General features: G+C 36.2%; 18 protein-coding genes and 1 tRNA gene. 11 read left to right on the top strand and 8 right to left on the bottom strand.

What is annotated here, in order from left to right; genetic code table 11:
* The first annotated feature begins 96 nt into the window (after positions 1-96).
* From P2086_RS03805 to P2086_RS03795, 4 genes are all read left to right on the top strand, one after another.
* On the top strand, positions 97-405 hold the full coding sequence (locus tag P2086_RS03805; RefSeq protein ID WP_396127456.1) for a phage holin family protein: 309 nt from the start codon (positions 97-99) through the stop codon (positions 403-405).
* A 90-nt stretch (positions 406-495) separates the two neighbouring features.
* The gene (locus P2086_RS03800) at positions 496-1,788 is read left to right on the top strand and encodes a T9SS type A sorting domain-containing protein (RefSeq protein WP_317899105.1); all 1,293 of its coding nucleotides are present in this window, start codon (positions 496-498) and stop codon (positions 1,786-1,788) included.
* Between the two features lie 66 nt (positions 1,789-1,854).
* A complete protein-coding gene (locus tag P2086_RS19115; RefSeq protein WP_502547930.1) occupies positions 1,855-1,986 on the top strand; it encodes a hypothetical protein in 132 nt (43 codons plus the stop codon).
* Positions 1,976-3,232, top strand: coding sequence for a T9SS type A sorting domain-containing protein (locus P2086_RS03795; RefSeq protein ID WP_317899104.1), 1,257 nt, complete (start codon positions 1,976-1,978; stop codon positions 3,230-3,232). Before P2086_RS19115 ends, P2086_RS03795 begins: the two co-directional genes overlap by 11 nt.
* A 414-nt stretch (positions 3,233-3,646) precedes the next feature.
* Here P2086_RS03795 and P2086_RS03790 read toward each other — a convergent pair whose 3' ends face one another.
* Entirely contained in the window at positions 3,647-4,285 is a 639-nt protein-coding gene (locus P2086_RS03790; RefSeq protein ID WP_317899103.1) for a hypothetical protein, read from the bottom strand.
* A 53-nt stretch (positions 4,286-4,338) separates the two neighbouring features.
* Here P2086_RS03790 and P2086_RS03785 point away from each other — a divergent pair, with 53 nt between their 5' ends.
* The 4 genes from P2086_RS03785 to P2086_RS03770 are packed head-to-tail and all read left to right on the top strand — an operon-like array spanning position 4,339 to position 9,651.
* A complete protein-coding gene (locus tag P2086_RS03785) occupies positions 4,339-4,707 on the top strand; it encodes a YraN family protein (RefSeq protein WP_317899102.1) in 369 nt (122 codons plus the stop codon).
* A gap of 13 nt (positions 4,708-4,720) precedes the next feature.
* On the top strand, positions 4,721-6,247 hold the full coding sequence (locus P2086_RS03780; protein ID WP_317899101.1) for a pseudouridine synthase: 1,527 nt from the start codon (positions 4,721-4,723) through the stop codon (positions 6,245-6,247).
* Positions 6,248-6,288: 41 nt separating this feature from the next.
* Positions 6,289-8,133, top strand: a complete 1,845-nt coding sequence (glmS, locus tag P2086_RS03775; protein ID WP_317899100.1) for a glutamine--fructose-6-phosphate transaminase (isomerizing) — start codon at positions 6,289-6,291, stop codon at positions 8,131-8,133.
* Between the two features lie 6 nt (positions 8,134-8,139).
* Positions 8,140-9,651, top strand: coding sequence for a hypothetical protein (locus P2086_RS03770; protein WP_317899099.1), 1,512 nt, complete (start codon positions 8,140-8,142; stop codon positions 9,649-9,651).
* On the opposite strand, the gene P2086_RS03765 is transcribed toward P2086_RS03770, so the two are convergent.
* Both P2086_RS03765 and P2086_RS03760 read right to left on the bottom strand, forming a co-directional pair.
* Complete coding sequence (locus P2086_RS03765) at positions 9,629-10,009, bottom strand: DUF4296 domain-containing protein (protein WP_317899098.1); 381 nt, start codon at positions 10,007-10,009, stop codon at positions 9,629-9,631. The genes P2086_RS03770 and P2086_RS03765 overlap by 23 nt on opposite strands.
* A gap of 1 nt (position 10,010) precedes the next feature.
* Positions 10,011-10,766, bottom strand: coding sequence for a L,D-transpeptidase family protein (locus tag P2086_RS03760; RefSeq protein ID WP_317899097.1), 756 nt, complete (start codon positions 10,764-10,766; stop codon positions 10,011-10,013).
* Positions 10,767-10,819: 53 nt separating this feature from the next.
* On the opposite strand from P2086_RS03760, the gene P2086_RS03755 reads away from it, so the two are divergent.
* On the top strand, positions 10,820-11,104 hold the full coding sequence (locus tag P2086_RS03755; RefSeq protein ID WP_317899096.1) for an FtsB family cell division protein: 285 nt from the start codon (positions 10,820-10,822) through the stop codon (positions 11,102-11,104).
* Positions 11,105-11,192: 88 nt separating this feature from the next.
* Here the strand turns inward: P2086_RS03755 and P2086_RS03750 are convergent, their stop codons facing one another.
* The 5 genes from P2086_RS03750 to P2086_RS03730 all read right to left on the bottom strand — a co-directional run bounded on the left by P2086_RS03750 (position 11,193) and on the right by P2086_RS03730 (position 16,791).
* Positions 11,193-11,720 carry a ferritin gene (locus tag P2086_RS03750; protein ID WP_317899095.1) on the bottom strand — a complete coding sequence of 176 codons (528 nt, stop codon included), beginning with the start codon at positions 11,718-11,720 and terminating at the stop codon, positions 11,193-11,195.
* Between the two features lie 33 nt (positions 11,721-11,753).
* A complete protein-coding gene (locus P2086_RS03745) occupies positions 11,754-13,829 on the bottom strand; it encodes a protein-disulfide reductase DsbD family protein (RefSeq protein WP_317899094.1) in 2,076 nt (691 codons plus the stop codon).
* 44 nt (positions 13,830-13,873) lie between these two features.
* Positions 13,874-14,320, bottom strand: a complete 447-nt coding sequence (locus tag P2086_RS03740; RefSeq protein WP_317899093.1) for a protein-disulfide reductase DsbD domain-containing protein — start codon at positions 14,318-14,320, stop codon at positions 13,874-13,876.
* A gap of 15 nt (positions 14,321-14,335) precedes the next feature.
* Complete coding sequence (locus P2086_RS03735; protein ID WP_317899092.1) at positions 14,336-14,785, bottom strand: protein-disulfide reductase DsbD domain-containing protein; 450 nt, start codon at positions 14,783-14,785, stop codon at positions 14,336-14,338.
* Positions 14,786-14,856: 71 nt separating this feature from the next.
* On the bottom strand, positions 14,857-16,791 hold the full coding sequence (locus P2086_RS03730; protein WP_317900247.1) for a glycosyltransferase family 2 protein: 1,935 nt from the start codon (positions 16,789-16,791) through the stop codon (positions 14,857-14,859).
* 208 nt (positions 16,792-16,999) lie between these two features.
* On the opposite strand from P2086_RS03730, the gene P2086_RS03725 reads away from it, so the two are divergent.
* Both P2086_RS03725 and P2086_RS03720 read left to right on the top strand, forming a co-directional pair.
* Positions 17,000-17,073: transfer RNA gene (locus P2086_RS03725), tRNA-Arg, on the top strand.
* 49 nt (positions 17,074-17,122) lie between these two features.
* Positions 17,123-17,380 carry a GIY-YIG nuclease family protein gene (locus tag P2086_RS03720; protein ID WP_317899091.1) on the top strand — a complete coding sequence of 86 codons (258 nt, stop codon included), beginning with the start codon at positions 17,123-17,125 and terminating at the stop codon, positions 17,378-17,380.
* Positions 17,381-17,782: the final 402 nt, after the last annotated feature.

Genomic DNA, 17,782 nt, shown 5'->3' with positions numbered 1-17,782 from the left:
GTTAAAGTTTATTTAGGCTGTAGAGAATAAAAATTTTAAATTTACACCATCAAATTTATTCTCAAAATAATTATCTCTGCCATTGCAGTTTTTGTAGTGGCGAAAATTTTACCAGGCGTTACACTTGATGATTATTTATCCGCCTTAATGGTGGCCATTGTATTAGCGTTTTTAAACACCATCGTGAAACCAATACTAACGGTACTCACCATACCGATTACTGTAGTTACCTTGGGGCTTTTTCTTCTGGTAATTAATGCCATCATCATTATTTTTGCAGAAAAACTGGTAAGTGGATTTCAAGTGGATGGGTTTTTAACTGCATTAATTTTCAGCCTCATTCTATCTGTATTCACGGGCATTTTAAATGCTTTATTTGGCGTAAACGAAAAGAGGGAAGATTGATTCACTCTTCCATTGGATTCTAAACAATTTATCAGTGTGAACTCAACCTGTTGAATGGTGTTTATTTTGTAACTTTAGTTAATAAGAATAATGAACAAATTACTAAAAAACTACTTATTGCTAAATAAACCAGTTTATAACTTTAATGCAATTAGACTGATAGTGCTTTTTTTAATGTGCATCCCCTTTGTAATTCAAAGTCAGATTGCAAATCATGTAAATAATGGGGGGTTTGAGCAAGTTGTTCTGGGTTCTAATCCCCCTTTGGCAAAATGCTGGAGAGCCATTGACAGTTCAAGTTTTTTTGGAATCACTTTCAGTGCTTCACTGCCACCCTTTAATGTACCATTGAATGGATATACCTATCAGTGGCCGAAGCATGGTAATAATTATTTTGGAAGTACCTTTTTTAACGTAGGTTCAACAAGAGGTTATCCATTAAATAAACTTAAAGACTCATTAAAGTCAGGAGTTACTTATTGTGTGAAATTTTATTGTAATATAACTAACAATACTACTTACGGCATTGATGGAATTGGAGCCTATTTTGGAGATTCACAAGTTGATACAATTAACTACTGCACGCATCCATTGACCTATTTAATACCACAGGTTCAGAATCCAACAGGTAATCTAATTACGGACACCTTAAATTGGTTACCAATAACAGGCACTTTCGTAGCTACTGGTAACGAAAAATACATGATAATAGGCAATTTTAAAAGTGATGTTGCAACGAATACTGTTTTAATTAACCCAACTCATTTGCCCACAATAGCAACGGATGTTCTGTTAGATGATGTATCCTGTATAGACATAAACCTCCCCGCCTTTGCAGGCAGAGATACCATAATACACCCTGGAGATAGTGTTTTTTTGGGCAGAGAACCAGACGTAGGCATTGACGAAGCCTGTATTTGGTATAAATTACCAGATTTGATAAACCCCATTGATACCATTGCAGGATTTTGGATTAACCCAACAAGCACCGCAACGTATGTAGTGAAACAACAGCTATGGTGTAATAACGTTCCTAAATGGGATACAGTGGTTGTTGAGACAAGTATTTATGTGGGAAATTCACTCTTCGACTACCCTTCGGCAGGCTCAGGACAGGCTGCTCAGAGTGACATAAAGGTGTTTCCAAATCCAGCACAAGATTTTTTGGAATTAAAAACTTCCAACACGAATTTATTCAAGGAGTTTAATTCAATTTTCATTTACAATAACCTTGGGAAATTGATGAGAGAAGAAGAAGTTGTGTTTGAAAACAAAACGTTTATTCTTAAAACGAACGATCTTGAAAATGGGGTTTATTTCTTAACTCTTAAAAGCAACACTATGGGTAACGTTAGTCGGCGGTTTGTTATTATTGCGCGGTAAGACCTTCAAGGTCTTACCGCGCAATAGCAACAAAGACCTTGAAGGTCTACCCGTACCAGAATCGTTTTGAATCAAACTATAAAAGTAACAGGATTTATTGCTAACTTAGATTTAGGCCTTTTAAATGGAGCATATCTAATTACAATTAGCAATAGCAAAAATGAAAAGGTTACTAAAAAATTACTGATTGCTAAATAAAATAAAATATTCTATAATAAATACCAGCAAGCTTGCTCTAATACTTTCTGGTATTTTTCTTTCCCTTAACGCCAAATCTCAAATCGCTAACTATGTTAATAATCCAAGTTTTGAAACGGCTCTGCCAAGTGCAACAATGAATCCCTTTGATGCTGCTAAATTTTGGGCGGCATTTGACTCCTTAAATAACATTAGCTACTATTTGTTTGGTAAACCCCCTCTGGGCGCAGTTCCATATTGTAGCACAGGTTTTCAATATCCAAGAACGGGAAAGAATTTTGCTTTGAGTCAGTTTTTTTGCGATAATTGTCCGAGAGAATATCCTCGCAATCGCTTGAAACAGGTCTTAAAACCAAACACTGTTTACTGTGCAAAATATTATGTTGTTAATACAAACAACAACCGTGTAGCAATAGATAGTTATGCAGCTTATTTTGGGAATAGTACATTAGACACTATTACACACTCTATGGTTCCCTTAACTTATTTGAATCCACAAATACAAAATACAGCTGGCATAATTACTGATACTCTCAATTGGATACCAATAACAGGAACTTTCGTAGCAATTGGAGACGAAAAGTACATGGTATTAGGTAATTTTAAAAGCAACGCAGCAACCAATACACTGTTAATAAACACACCTACTTTAACCACCATGTCAAATGACGTTTACATAGACGACGTTAGTTTAATTGAATTCGACCTCCCTGCTTTCGCCGGAAGAGATACGATCGTTTTTCCTGGTAATAGTGTTTTTCTCGGCAGAGAACCAGACATTGGTATTGATGAAGCGTGTATTTGGTATAAATTACCAGACATGGTAAACCCCATTGATACCGTTGCAGGGTTTTGGATTAACCCAACGGCAACGGCAACCTATGTGGTAAAACAACAGCTTTGGTGTAATAATACTCCTAAGTGGGATACTGTAGTAGTAGAGACAAGTATTTATGTGGGGTTAAACAAGGTCCGACTGAGCGTAGTCGAAGGCGCTTTAGAGTTGTATCCAAATCCCGCACAAGATTTTTTAGAATTAAAAACTTCCAACCCGAATTTGCTCAAGGAGTTTAATTCAATTTCTATTTACAATACACTTGGAGCTTTAATAAGAAAAGAAGAAGTTGTGTTTGAAAACAAAACATTTATTCTTAAAACGAACGATCTTGAAAATGGGGTTTATTTCTTAACTCTCAAAAGCAACAATCTTGGTACCGTTAGTAAGCGGTTTGTGATTTCTAGGTAGAACATTCTTAGTTTGCAGTTCAAGTATTTTTCTTAAGGCCACAGGCCTTTTTAAAAGGACGTAGAGACGCTACCTAACACAGGCGCAAATCGTTCTATTTAAATAAACCACATAGCAACATTGGCTTATTGAATAATATTAAGGTGATTTTAGGACACATAGAATTTGAAGCAACGCTTCAAATTCTATGTGTCTCTATGTTTTTGGCGTTTAGTTGATTCTATGAAACTATGTGGTTATATTTTAGCAGGCACTTTGTTCAACACTGAGCAATATAGGCACTGAGTGACAGCAGGAATCGATATAAAGTGTTAAGGATAATACTATTAATAGAAGTGCGCGCACTTCACAATACTCAGTATAACTCTGTATTAAACGCGCAGGGCGCTAACGTAATTTTAAAGGATAGTAAATTTACTCCTGATCAAATTTTGTATAACCTTCCGGAATAGCGAAAACATCGTCGGTTGGTGGAGTCGAAACAAATTTAACTACCTCTAACTTGGTTAAAAGTTTATTGTCGCTTACTTGTCTTTCTTCACTTAAAAGCGGCATACTGCCTTCTGGCAAGCCTTTGATCTGACCAAAATAAATACTTTGTCTGTCTTTTCTATTCCAAAGTTTAACCAGTGGAGCGAAAAAAGGATATTTGCTTTCTGCAATCCAGTAGGTGATGGTGGTGTTTTCGTCGGTGTTTTTAACGGTATAATCAACACACTTTATTCCGGAAATAGTTTTCGAGTCGCTTCCCTTAGTAGAAATGCATGTTCCACGTATCACCTGAGGAGTTTCGCTTTTTTGAAAACCCCAAAGTTTACGTTTTGGATTTAGAAATTTAACTTCATTGCCGGCAAGATCAAAAAGAAAACTACCTTCTATGTTTCCTTTCTTACCATATTGGTCCAAACGCACCGACTTATTTTTTACTATGTAAATATTATGTGTGGTGTCCTTTTGCGTGGCATACTTAAACTCGATATTGCCGCTAAAATTTTGAGCGAATAAGCCTGAAAGGCCAAAAAACACCGAACTGAATACTATAATTTTTTTCATAAGCCAAAGTTTTAGATTACTAATTTAGTATTTTAGTAGTAACAGAACAATAAATGAACAATAATTCTCAAAAGCAAGGACAGGAAGGAGAAATTATAGCCAGGAAGTATTTGATATCAAAAGGGTATGAGCTTTTGGAATTAAATTGGCGTTTTAGGAAATACGAGATTGATATAATTGCTAAAAAAGATGAAACCATTGTGTTTGTTGAGGTTAAAACCAGGAAAAGTAATACCTTTGGCGAGCCGGAAGTATTTGTTACCAAGCAAAAGCAGAACTTTTTGATTGCCGCTGCCAACCAGTATTTAATAGAAAACAACATTGATTTAGAATCGAGGTTTGACATTATATCTGTTCTTCAGTTTAATAACAATCACACTGTAAAACATTTGGAGGCCGCATTTTACCCCCTGCTTAAGTAATTTAAATTTGTATATGAGTAAATTCAGTAGTAAAAAAGGGTCAGAAGATAAAGGAAGATCACGATCACGCAGTGATAAAAGACCCGCAAGAGCCGGTACGGTGGAAGATAAAAAAGAGTATAAAGCTAAACGCTCGTTCAGCAAGAATAAAAACTTTAGAGAAACTAAAGAAGATAAACCAAGAGAGCGATCTTATAAATCGGACTCAAACAGAGGCGAGCGCAAACCCTTTAAAAAAGATTTTGGTGGCGAAAAACCTTCCACCTACGTTGATAGACCTAAAAGAAGTTATAGTGATGAGCGTAAACCATTTAAGAAGGAGTTTAGCAAAGAGAAATCTTTTGATAACCGTGATAAACCTAAAAGGGAGTACAAAGAGAGAGACGAAAAACCATCTTACGGAAAAGATCAGTATAGCGATAAGCCGCGCAGATCGTTTCGCGATTCAGACGATAAACCACCAAGACGTTTTAATGATGAAAGGCCTTCGCGTGATGAGGAATCACGACCAAAAAGAAGTTCAGACAGAGATAGTGATAAAAAATCCTATAAAAAAACGATCAAAAGTAAAGACGATAAATTTGCAGGGTTTAAAAAAGCGACTTCAGGAGGTATAAGACATTCAGAGGATAAAAAATCTTCTGTAAACAAAGCACCAGGAAAAAGAAGACTTACCAAACCACGAAAAAACGACGACGAAACCTTTACTAAACGCGTAAAGTACGATGAGTTTGAAGAAGGAAAGGCTTTTACACCGCAAACATCCCGCGAGAAATATGGCGACAAGCGTTCTAAAAAATCGGCACCCATACCAAAACAAACAGGAACTGACGGTTTAATGCGTTTGAACAAATACTTATCTAATGCTGGAGTTGCTTCACGCCGTGATGCTGATAATTTAATTATAAGTGGTGCTGTTAAAGTAAACGGAGTTGTTGTAGATAAATTAGGAACTAAAATTAGTCCGACCGATAAAGTAACCTACGGCGATGCAGCTGTTAGAGCAGAACGCAAGGTTTATCTTTTGTTGAATAAACCCAAAGATTACATCACAACCGTTGACGATCCAAAAGAACGTAAAACAGTGATGGAGCTTGTAAAAGGAGCTTGTAGAGAACGAATTTATCCGGTAGGGCGCTTAGACCGCAACACAACAGGATTATTGCTTTTTACAAACGATGGTGAAATCACTACAAAATTGACCCACCCAAAATTTGGTGTCAAAAAAATATACCACGTAAGTTTAAATAAAGGTTTAAAACCCGAAGACTTTAAATTAATTGTGGATGGACTTGAGCTGGAAGATGGAATTGTAAAGGCGGATGATTTGGCTTTTGTGGGAGAGGGAAAAAAAGAAGTGGGTATTGAAATTCACAGCGGCCGCAATAGAATTGTGAGGAGGATTTTTGAACATCTCGGATACGATGTTTTAAAGCTGGACAGAGTTGTGTTTGCAGGACTTACAAAAAAAGATTTACCAAGAGGAAAACACCGTTTTCTTACAGGAAAAGAGATCAGCTTTTTACAGATGATCGGCTAAAAAGATGTATCTTTAATTGATTAATTAATAAATTTTAGAATATGTGCGGAATTGTTGCATACATAGGTAAAAGAGAGGCTTACCCAATTTTAATTAAAGGCTTATCACGACTAGAATACCGAGGTTATGATAGTGCTGGAGTTGCCATGATTGATAAAAAGGGCGACTTAAACGTTTATAAGCGTAAGGGCAAAGTAAGTGAATTAATAAGTTTTGTTAAGGATAAAGACACCACGGGAAATGTCGGTATTGGGCATACACGTTGGGCTACACATGGCGAACCAAACGACGTAAACTCGCACCCGCATTACTCGCAAAGCAAAAATTTAGTCATGATTCATAATGGAATCATTGAGAATTACGCGACTATTAAAGAAGGTTTGACAAAACGAGGACATACTTTTCTATCGCAAACCGATACGGAAGTCCTTATTCATCTGATAGAAGATATTCAACAGCATGAAGGTATAAAAATGGGCCACGCTGTTCAGGCCGCTTTAAAACAAGTGATTGGAGCTTATGCTTTAGTTGTTTTGGATAAAAATGATCCTGATACTATTGTAGCGGCGAAAAAGGGAAGTCCCATGGTAATTGGTATAGGAAGCGATGATTTTTTTATTGCTTCCGATGCGTCGCCAATTATTGAATACACTAAAAACGTGGTTTATCTTGACGATGAACAAGTAGCGATTATCCGTAGAGGACAAGAATTAAAAATTAGGAACTTAAAGGATAAAGAAATTACACCTTACGTTCAAAAACTCACAGTTGAATTAGAGTCAATTGAGAAAGGTGGTTACGATCACTTTATGCTTAAAGAAATCTACGAACAACCGCGTTCTGTTTTAGACAGTATGCGTGGGCGTTTACAAGCAGATCTTGGCGAGGTAAGAATGGGCGGAATTGTTGATCATGAAAAGAAGTTTGAAAAAGCAAAACGCATTTTATTTATTGCTTGTGGAACTTCTTGGCACGCGGCTTTAGTTGCTGAATATTTATTTGAAGAATTTGCACGAGTGCCTGTTGAGGTAGAATACGCTTCAGAATTCAGATATCGCAATCCGGTTATTTACGAAGATGATATCGTGATAGCTATTTCTCAAAGTGGCGAAACGGCCGATACTTTAGCAGCGGTAGAACTGGCGAAATCAAGAGGCGCAACAGTATTGGGTATTTGTAACGTGGTAGGATCTTCAATTGCAAGAGCTACGCATGGTGGAAGTTATACGCATGCTGGTCCTGAAATAGGAGTGGCATCTACAAAAGCATTCACTGCTCAAGTAACTGTTCTGACGCTTATGGCATTGCACATGGGTAAAGTACGCGGTACTTTAACTGAAAGCCGTTTTAGACAATTATTATATGAGATGGAAGCAATTCCTTCAAAAATAGAAGAGGTTTTAAAATTAAACGACAAACTTCGTGAGATTGCATACACGTATAAAGATAGTCGCAACGCCTTGTATTTAGGCCGTGGCGTGTCTTTCCCGGTTGCCCTTGAAGGCGCTTTAAAATTAAAAGAGATCTCCTACATTCATGCTGAAGGGTATCCAGCTGCAGAAATGAAGCATGGCCCTATTGCCCTTATTGATGAGGAAATGCCTGTGTTTGTGATTGCAACCAAAGGTGCGAATTATGAGAAAGTAGTTAGTAATATTCAAGAAGTAAAAGCCCGCAAAGGGAAGGTTACAGCTGTTGTTACTTCAGGAGATAAAGAGGTAAAGGCAATGGCAGACTACGTTATTGAAATTCCTGAAACAGATGAATTTTTGGTTCCATTAATTGCTGTTATTCCTTTACAATTATTATCGTATCACGTAGCGGTGATGCGTGGTTGCAATGTAGATCAACCCCGTAACCTGGCAAAAAGCGTAACGGTAGAATAAAAAAATATGGTGAGAAGCGCAATAATTATCATTTTAGTTAATTGTTGCGCTTCTTTATTTTCACAAGAGTTTCGGTTCAGCAGAAATTTTGAGACAAGAAAAAAAAACATTCCTGTTCAGATCATTAACAATCACCCTTCTTATTTTCACGTTTTACGTATTAATTATGTTGTTCATGATATAACGATTGAACGGCGCATAAAACCAAGTGCAGAGATTGTTGCTTTTACACCTTTAAAATTAGACAGCGTTAATGCCAGCTGGTTTGATTACGAAAATTTGGATTACATTTTGTTTGAAGCAAATAATAAACTTTATTTTTTGTTTGAAAAGGTGTTAAACACTAAAAGAACGGTTTATCTCAAAATTATTGATACCACAGGAAAATCCTCTGGTTTTATAGAACTGGCGAATCTTGAAAGCGACAAAAATACAGAGGCGTTTCATTTTAACTTTTCACAAACGGTAAATAATAATATTCTTATGGTGGCTAGCAAAACAGCCCTTAACGGAATAATAAGACGAGTAGCGCTTTTGTTTTCAACACAGAAAAGAGAAATAATTTGGACTAAGCAGTTGCCACTTGAGAACGATATTGAAATTTCTTCCTGGAGTTTTACGTGTAACGAAAAAAACGATTTATTATATCTGCAGTCGCGCAGTTCAATAATTGGAACAGAAACATTTGGCGGTATTACGCACACACGCACACGACTAGACTCTTTGGTTTTTTGCGACTGGAAAGCTAGTTCTGCGAAAACAGTTTATCGACCTTTAAATTTATCAAAAGGCGATTATATTCGTCAAGGCACAATAATTCCCGACAGCAACGCCGTGGTAATTTCGTTTCTTACAACCAGGGAAGACACAATAAAGAACGATTGGCCAGAAATAATTGTGAACATAAAGTTAGACGGCGCATCGGGTAAGCAAATTTATAATACGAGTACCAATTATGATGAAGAAATTAGAAGACAACTTACTTTTTATGATGGACCCCAAAAGGAATCTTATTTTAAAAATCACCAGTCTATCGGAAATCATGTAGAGCATCAATTTGCATATTCTCTTTTTGCGCGGAGCGAGAAAGATTATTATAAAGAACTTCTGTTTAGAAAGACAAATCTTAGAAATGGTGAAGTTGTTTCTCAAAAAATAATTCCTCGTAAAATATTTTTTTTCGCGGGAAGAACGCGTTATAAAAACTTTGCAGAACCCATGGTTCATTTTTATGGCGATAGTTTAAAAATAACACTCATAGAACATGCATCAAATAGAGGAAGTGAAGCCGGAAATTATAAATATAAAACCTTTAAAAAACTAAGCGGACCAAGAAAAGCTAGTGTAGTAATTTATTCTTTATGCGCTGATGGAGTATTTAAAAAGAAGGAGATTTATCGAAACTCAAATTACGAGCTAATACCATTAAATTATTATTCGACAGAACAAAAAGACATGGTTTTTTATTTAAACAATAGCAAATTTGAAAAGTTTGCTATTTTGCAGATGTATCAGTAGCAGCAGGGGCTCTCTTTGCTTGCAATTCACTTAAAGTTACCAACACGTTTTCATAAATTTCTTTATAAAGCTCTGGGTGGCCCACATAGTAAGTAATGGCAGAATCGTATTGTGATTGTCTTACATGATTGTCTTTTATCGGATTAAAAGCATACGCAGAGTCCATCTTATTAAAGTTAATGTTAGTTACATTTAAGTTCGCAGCACTTTCAGCTAATGCAAATTCCGCTAGAATTTTAATCAAGGTATCTCTATTTAAGATTTCAGCAGGCACCTTGTCTTCTTTATTCGCGGTGCTTACACACGCAGCGAAAAAAAGTAGGGAGAGAGTCAAAAAGAGATATAGTGCCTTAAACATATTATTTCGAATTAAAGGTATAATTTCCTTTTGAATCGACGGTTACTTGTAGACGGACTTTTTTAGATTCAAAATTCTCGTAAGAAGATTTAAGATTTTTCCAAAATTCTTGCAATTCAGGCTTGCAGTTTTCTAAAAGCTGTCTGTTGTTTTCATTAAAACGGAAAGGATAAATATCGCTGTAAACACTGCTGCTATTATTTTTTGCTTCTACCGCCAAAACGTACAGCTCTTCTATAGGCTCATCTTGAATCGGAATACAACCAATGGTGACACAATTACCGTGAATCATAATGTCACCTCCCGGATCGGAAGCTGTTGTTTTGAGGTGATCACTTTTATTAGGGTAACTAACCTTTAATGCAAGATGATAACTACTGTTTGGTTGAAAAGCAGAAATCTCATAAAATCCTTCGGGAACCTGGCCATCACCTTGTTTGCGTTTAGGACCGAGCGCTCCACTTTTAGCACAAACAGAAAAGTTTTTCAGTAACGTGTAGCCGTTTTGGGTTTTATTTTTAACCCAAGCCTCGAGAACGCCTTCTTGTTTAAAAACGCGGATGTATAAATCAAATTTAGACTTGTTAATTTGTTTATCTACCAATAGATTTTGCAAGGTTGCCCAGTGGCTCGCATACGCCTTTTTAACACGGTTGTTTTTAAGCTGTTGATCTTTAAAGGAAAGATTTTGAAAAGACAGGAGTATGCTAATACAAGCTAACAAACAGGTATTGATAATCTTTTTAATATGAATCATCTTGTTTGTGAGATTGTGCTAATTTTGATAAGGAAACGATTTATTAAAGTAACATGTTATTATTAAAACTTCTTAAAAATAAATATTTTTTAACGCTTATTGCCATTATCGTATGGCTTATTTTTTTTGACAAGAACGATGTTTTTACTCAGTACGAATTAATTAAAAAGTGTCAAAAATTAGACACGGATAAGGAGTATTACCTTACGCAGATTGAAACGAATAAAGCCAATTTAAACGAACTCCGTACAAATAAAAAGAGCCTTGAAACTTTTTCGAGAGAGAAATATTTAATGAAAAAGGAAAACGAAGACGTTTATGTCTTCGTTACTAAATAAAATTACGGAAATTCAATGCACGAAGTCATGAATTTTACTAATTAGCACGAATAAATTACGTTAGTGAAACTTAATGATTCGGCGAACGTTATTTCTTTTTTTCTTCTGTTTCTTTAGTGCCCATTGTTTTAGCCATTGCTTCCAAATCGCGGTCGAAGAAATATAAACCACCTTTATCGTCGCCTATTAATTTTAGTTTATCAACGATTTGTCTTGCTAAAGCTTCTTCTTCAATTTGCTCACTCACATACCATTGTAAGAAGTTATGCGTGCTATAGTCTTTTTCTTTTAGCGTAGAATCTACCAATGAATTGATATCAGACGTTACTTTCATTTCGTGTTTTAGAATTTCTTCAAAAACAGATTTTACAGATTTGTAAGTAACTGGAGGTTGTTTTAATGCAGGTACAACACCGTGACCACCACGTTCGTTTACAAACTTAATCAGTTTAAGCATATGCATACGTTCTTCATCAGCATGGTGATACAGAAAGGCAGAAACACCATTTAAACCTTGAGTTTCAGCCCAACTAGCCATTGCTAAATAATATTGAGATGAAAAACCTTCTACTTCTATTTGCTTGTTTAAAGCCTTACTAACTTGTGGTGATAACATGAGTTTTGTTTTTACAAATATAAATAAATTCTACTATTTTTTCTTTTTGAAAGCGGCGACGCCTTCATCTATCCACTTTCCGTATTCTTCAATACCTGTTTTATAACCGCGTACACTTACTAATTGTTTTTCATCATGATCGAGCAACACATAGAGTGGTTGTGTGCTTTGTCCGTAAACTTGTTCCTCCATGTATTTAAATTTGTCACCAATGTCGGTTATCTCTCGTTCTTTACCATACCACTGTACGGTCATAAAATCTTTTGGATCAAGAGCACGCTTATCATCAACATATAATGAAACAAGCACGACCTCATTGTTTAAGCGTCTGGTAATTTCAGGATCAGGCCAGATGTAATCTTCAGTTTTTCGACAATTAGCACAAGCATGCCCTGTAAAATCAACTAACAAAGGTCTTCCGGTTTTTTTCGCGTAAGCCAAAGCGTTTTCGTAATCATTTTTGAAATGAGCAATACCATTTTTATTTATTTCGATATGCTTTCCAAATTCAGTGTCAGAGTTTAATTTTGATGAAGCTGAAATGCTGTTTGAATTCCCTCCAAAACCATGTGGCGACTCTGAGTATTCAAGCGGAGGAAGAATGCCACTAAAGATTTTTAAAGGAGCGCCCCATAAACCTGGAATAAGGTAAACGGTTACAAATAAAGAAATGATTGCAAAAAACAAGCGTGTAACAGAAACATGCTTTAAATCACTATCGTGTGACGTTTTAAACATTCCCAACAAGTAAGCGGTTTGTAATCCAAAGATGACAATCCACAAAGAAATAAAAACCTCGCGCGTGAGAATACCTGCTTGAATAACCAAATCAGCATTTGAGGCAAACTTAAGAGCTAGAGCCAATTCTAAGAAACCTAAAACTACTTTTACTGAGTTTAACCAACCACCTGACTTCGGTAAAGAATTTAACCAACCTGGAAAGGCAGCAAATAATCCAAAAGGGAGTGCGAGTGCTAGAGCGAATCCAAACATTCCCCAAAATGGACCGGAAATACCTCCGCCTGCAGCGGCTTGTACTAAAAGCGTTCCAATAATAGGACCGGTGCAACTAAAAGATACTAAAGCAAGTGTAAAGGCCATAAAGAAAATGCCGACGTATCCACCTTTCTCAGATTTAGCGTCCATTTTATTTACAAAGGAACTTGGAAGAACTATTTCAAAAGCACCTAAAAAAGAAATGGCAAAAACTAGCAACAATAAAAAGAAGGCAAGATTAAACCAGACATTCGTGGATAAGCTGTGCAGCGCACCGGCGCCAAAAATGAGAGTTACACCCAAACCTAAGCCAACATATAGTACGATAAGAAAAATAGCATAAACAAATGCGTTTTTTATGCCCTGTTGTTTTGTCTTAGATTGTTTTGTAAAAAAACTCACATTCATCGGAATCATTGGAAACACGCAGGGAGTAAGAAGTGCCGCGAAACCACCAATAAATCCTGCTAAAAAAATTGCCCACCAGGACATGGAACTTGCGGAAAGTTCGTTTTCGTCATAAATAGTTTGTTCGATAACAGGAGGAGTAATTGTATCAGCTGGAACAGTTACAGAGCTAACTAAAGTATCAGATATTAAAGAATCAATTTTGCTTTCTTGTGTTTTTTCTTCTGCAGCTATTGGCACACAGGAGGTAGAACCTTGAAGGTTAAACTCAAATTTGTCAACCGGAGGCCTTGTGCACATTTCATCGGTACAAGCTTGAACCTCATAGTCGCCGCTTATTTTTACTTTTTCGTTTGTAAGTAATTTTACACGTTGCGTAAAAGTTGCTGTATGTGGATGAAAGGCAACAACTGCTTCCCAAACTTTATCAAACTCCGTTACCGGTTTAGATTCTTTTAGTTTACCAACAAGTTCGTATGTGGAAGATTTTTTGAATATGATAGTTGTCGGCCAGATGTCTTCTGCTTCTTTGGTTGTATTTTTTACGATGGAATATATGTGCCAAGGTTCTTTAATTTTTGCTTTAAAGATTAGGTCATACTCACATTCGGATATTTTTTTTGTTTCAAAATTCCAGCTTACAGGACTTTCTTGCGCAACAAAACGGGATACAAAAAAAATAAGAAGGAGAAGTAGTTTTTTCATGCGGTTATGGTGTGTAAATCGAAGTTAAAAGTACTATTAATTTCTTATTGAACCTTTACGCTTAGGTCAATTGTTGTTGGCGGTAGGCACATTTTATTGTCACAACAAATATATTCTATTTTTAAAAAAATGGTATGAGCTTTTTTTGTATTCAACCTCACTTTTTGTTTAAACTCGGCTTTGTCAACAAAAACAAGGAGTTTTTCACCTAGAGCCGCATCAAATTCTTCATGCGCATTGTTTTCTTCTGTAGAGCCAATCAATTCATAATCTTTCGAGCCCTTGTAACTAAAGAAGGTTGGAATAGGAACTGCGTTGTTTGGTTGTTGTGAATAGGTGTGCCAGCCTTTATCTATATCGGCAACCACAATAATTTCTCCTTCGGTAGCAGAAATGGAAGTATAACTCGCCTTCCATTTTATTGGATTTTCTTGAGAGAAAACATTAAAAAAGGAAAAAGTACTTAAGAGGAGAAAGAGAATTTTTTTCATAATGAGAATTAATTTTTATTGAACCTTTACGCTTAGATCAACTGTTTTAGGCGGAAGGCACATACTGTCGTCGCAACACATATATTCAACCTTAAACGGAATGGTGAAACTTGTTTTGCCCGTAATTTTGATTTTTTGTCTGAATTCTGCTTTATCTGAAAACGAGGAAATTTTAGCATCAAAGGCTTTATCAAAAATTTCGTGGGCACCTATTTCTAGGGCCTTTCCAACTAATTTAAAACCAGTAGCTTTTTCAAAATAAAAAGTAGTAGGCACCGGACCAGCACTGGTTGTGTCTTGCGAATACATATGCCAACCTTTTTCAATACTGGCGATAATAATAATTTCACCTTCAGTTGAAGAAATGGATTTATAACTTGTAACCCAGCTTATGGGGTTTTTAGATTGGGAAAAGAAATTAAAGGAAAGCAGTAAAGTAAAACAGAGAGCGAGAATTTTTTTCATACCAAATTAATTATGTATCTAAATTGGAGTTATTATTCCATTTGAACAAAGGGCTAAACAAAGTTTAACATTTATCTACCTAGCTCTTTGTGGTTTTGGAGAAGAATGCGAAGATCATTCTCAACCCTATAATCTTTAGAGTAATTTAGAAAAGCTTTATTGATACGGTCATCGTTAGTCGCACCCTTTAAACTATCTGCAGGCGTTAATATAGAAGGACGCAAGGAGGGCAGATCTTTTCTAATGCTTTTACCATAACCAACCCAAGAGTAGAAGCCAAATAAAACTTTAAAGACATTGGTGATAAAACCACTTTTATTTTTCTGAAACCAAACGAATAACCAAATAAATAAAAGCAAAAACAGACTTACCAAAATATCCAAGAAGCGTTTGTTGCGTCTATTTTCAGGCCTTCCAACATTATTTACATCAATAACATACAAATCACCAGCTGTGTCGATGCTGTTACTGCCAATGATAGAAAGACTTTCCGGCGGAGCAATTTTGAACTCTACGCCTTTAGTAACAAGACTAATCATTTTGTCGATAATGTCGCGAGAAGAAATATCACGCGCGCAAAAAATAATCTCATTAATGTTGTGAATATCTATGGCTTCATCTATTTGTTGCAAATGTCCAATGTAGGCTTCGTTTTTTACGCCATTATTTTCGTTACTTATAAAACCAATAAATTCAGATTGAATATTTGTTTCTTTCAGCAAACCATTTACACGATTAAATTCAGGTTCACTACCAATAATGGCAATACGAGCATTTGTGCGATGTCCGCCTAACTTAAACTGTTTTATTTTAAAAAAGTGATAAATAACACGTGTAATAATGTAAGTTAGTAATGCGTAAAAAGAACCTATAAGGATCAATGCTCTGGAAAAGCGATAATATTCTGGTAGTAGAGAATACACAATAAGGATAAATGCCGTGCCGGTTAAAACACCTCGCGCTATTCTTCTGAGACTTGTGGGGGTATCATATCCACCGCTGAGGTAGGTGAATATCATCCAAACGAGGGCGTATATCGGAAAAAAAAGATTAATAATTTCAGCCGAATAAAAATTAGGATAAAGTTTAAAACGCGTTTCATAAATATCCTTACAAAGGTAGAGTCCTAGTAAAATCAGCAAAAAATCAATTGCTGGAAAAAATAACTGTTTTGCAAAACGTGTTGTAATAGCCAATGTTGCCCTTAAATAAATGGCAAGATGAATTAATGTATTAAACAAGCGAGCGTTACTCTGACTAAAATGCTTTTTAGCAAAAATGGCCATGGCTTTGTAAAAAACAATGACATAATTTACACTGCTTTTTTTGGTGCTCTCGCCTTTGTAATGAATAATACTGCTTTCGGCGAAATAGTAATTTTTATAACCTCCCTGAGTAATGCGGTAAGAAAGATCAATGTCTTCTCCATACATAAAAAAAGTCTCGTCAAGTAAACCCACTTTTTTCAATACTTCTTTTCGTATGAGCATAAATGCACCGCTCAACACGTCAACACTGTGGTTTTCATTTTTATTGAGGTAAGTAAGATGATATTGTCCGAATTTTTTTGAGTTTGGAAACAGTTTGGCAAGACCAAAAATTTTGTAAAAAGCAACAGCGGGAACAGGGAGTCCGCGCTTACTTTCGGGCAGAAAAGTGCCTTTACCATCTAACATTTTAATGCCTAGACCACCGGCATCGGGAGTTTTTTCCATAAAAGCCAAAGTTTTCTCAAAAGTATCTTCCTGAACAACCGTATCTGGATTTAAAAGAAGTACATATTTACCCTGAGATTCCTTAATGGCTTGATTATTGGCAACCGAGAAGCCAACATTGTTTTTGTTACGAATGAGCTTAACATTGGGAAATTTTTCCTGAAGAAGCGTTACCGAGCCATCTACGGAGTTATTGTCTACAACAAACACCTCAGCTTCAATGTTTTTCAAGGCTTTAAAAACGGAAAAAAGACACTGTTCTAAAAAGTGCTTAACGTTGTAATTGACGATTATGACTGAGAGTTGCAGATTGAATGGCTTAATGCACTAAAATAATTATAATTGTTTAAATAATTTCTTTTTTTACCTTTGCAATCTCAAAAAATTAAAAATGGTCCCATAGCTCAGTTGGATACCTGCCTGCCGACGAGCAGGCTTGTGAGACGGCAGGCAGGGAGCACCGGTTTTCTAAACCGAACAAAATTAGAAGCAAAAAATTGGTCCCATAGCTCAGTTGGATAGAGCACCGGTTTTCTAAACCGGCGGCCCTTGGTTCGAATCCAAGTGGGACTACAAATAGCCTTCATATTCATGAAGGCTATTTTCTTAAAATTTAAAACCCATGTTTTTTGCTTACATTATTGTTAGTGAAGTTAAAGGCTTACGATTTTACGTTGGCATGTCTGAACATCCTGAAAGTAGATTGAATGAGCACAATAGCGGTAAAACAACATCTACCAAAGGTTATAAGCCATGGCAGTTATTTTTCACAGAACAGTTTGCTACAAGAGTTTTAGCTCGTGAAAGAGAAAAATACTGGAAATCGGGTATTGGAAAAGAGAAGATAAAAGAAAAATGGCAGCGATTGTTGGATAAATAGCTCAGTTGGATACCTGCCTGCCGACGCTCAAGCTTGTGCGACGGCAGGCAGGCCTGCCTGCCGACACGTAGGCTGGAGCGACGGCAGGCAGGGAGCACCGGTTTTCTAAACCGGCGGCCCTTGGTTCGAATCCAAGTGGGACTACAAAAGGTCTTCGTTTTAAGCGAAGGCCTTTTTTTAATTTAATCCAGATCAAATAATTAGTTCTAAATTTTAAACTTTGCTCTTGAATTCCATATCTTTATTAAAAATACAGTAGGTTCTATAAAGATAAAGGGTTATCAAGCACATTTTCACATATTCTTTTTTAATTCTACTTCTATCCTGCCGCAAAGAAAATGCCTTTGATTGTTTTAAGTCTAATGGAAACGACATAACAGACGTTCGGCTTATTGGCGATTT

The organism is Aurantibacillus circumpalustris, assembly GCF_029625215.1.
Lineage (GTDB): Bacteria > Bacteroidota > Bacteroidia > B-17B0 > Aurantibacillaceae > Aurantibacillus > Aurantibacillus circumpalustris.
This window is presented reverse-complemented; position numbering and strand designations above follow the sequence as displayed.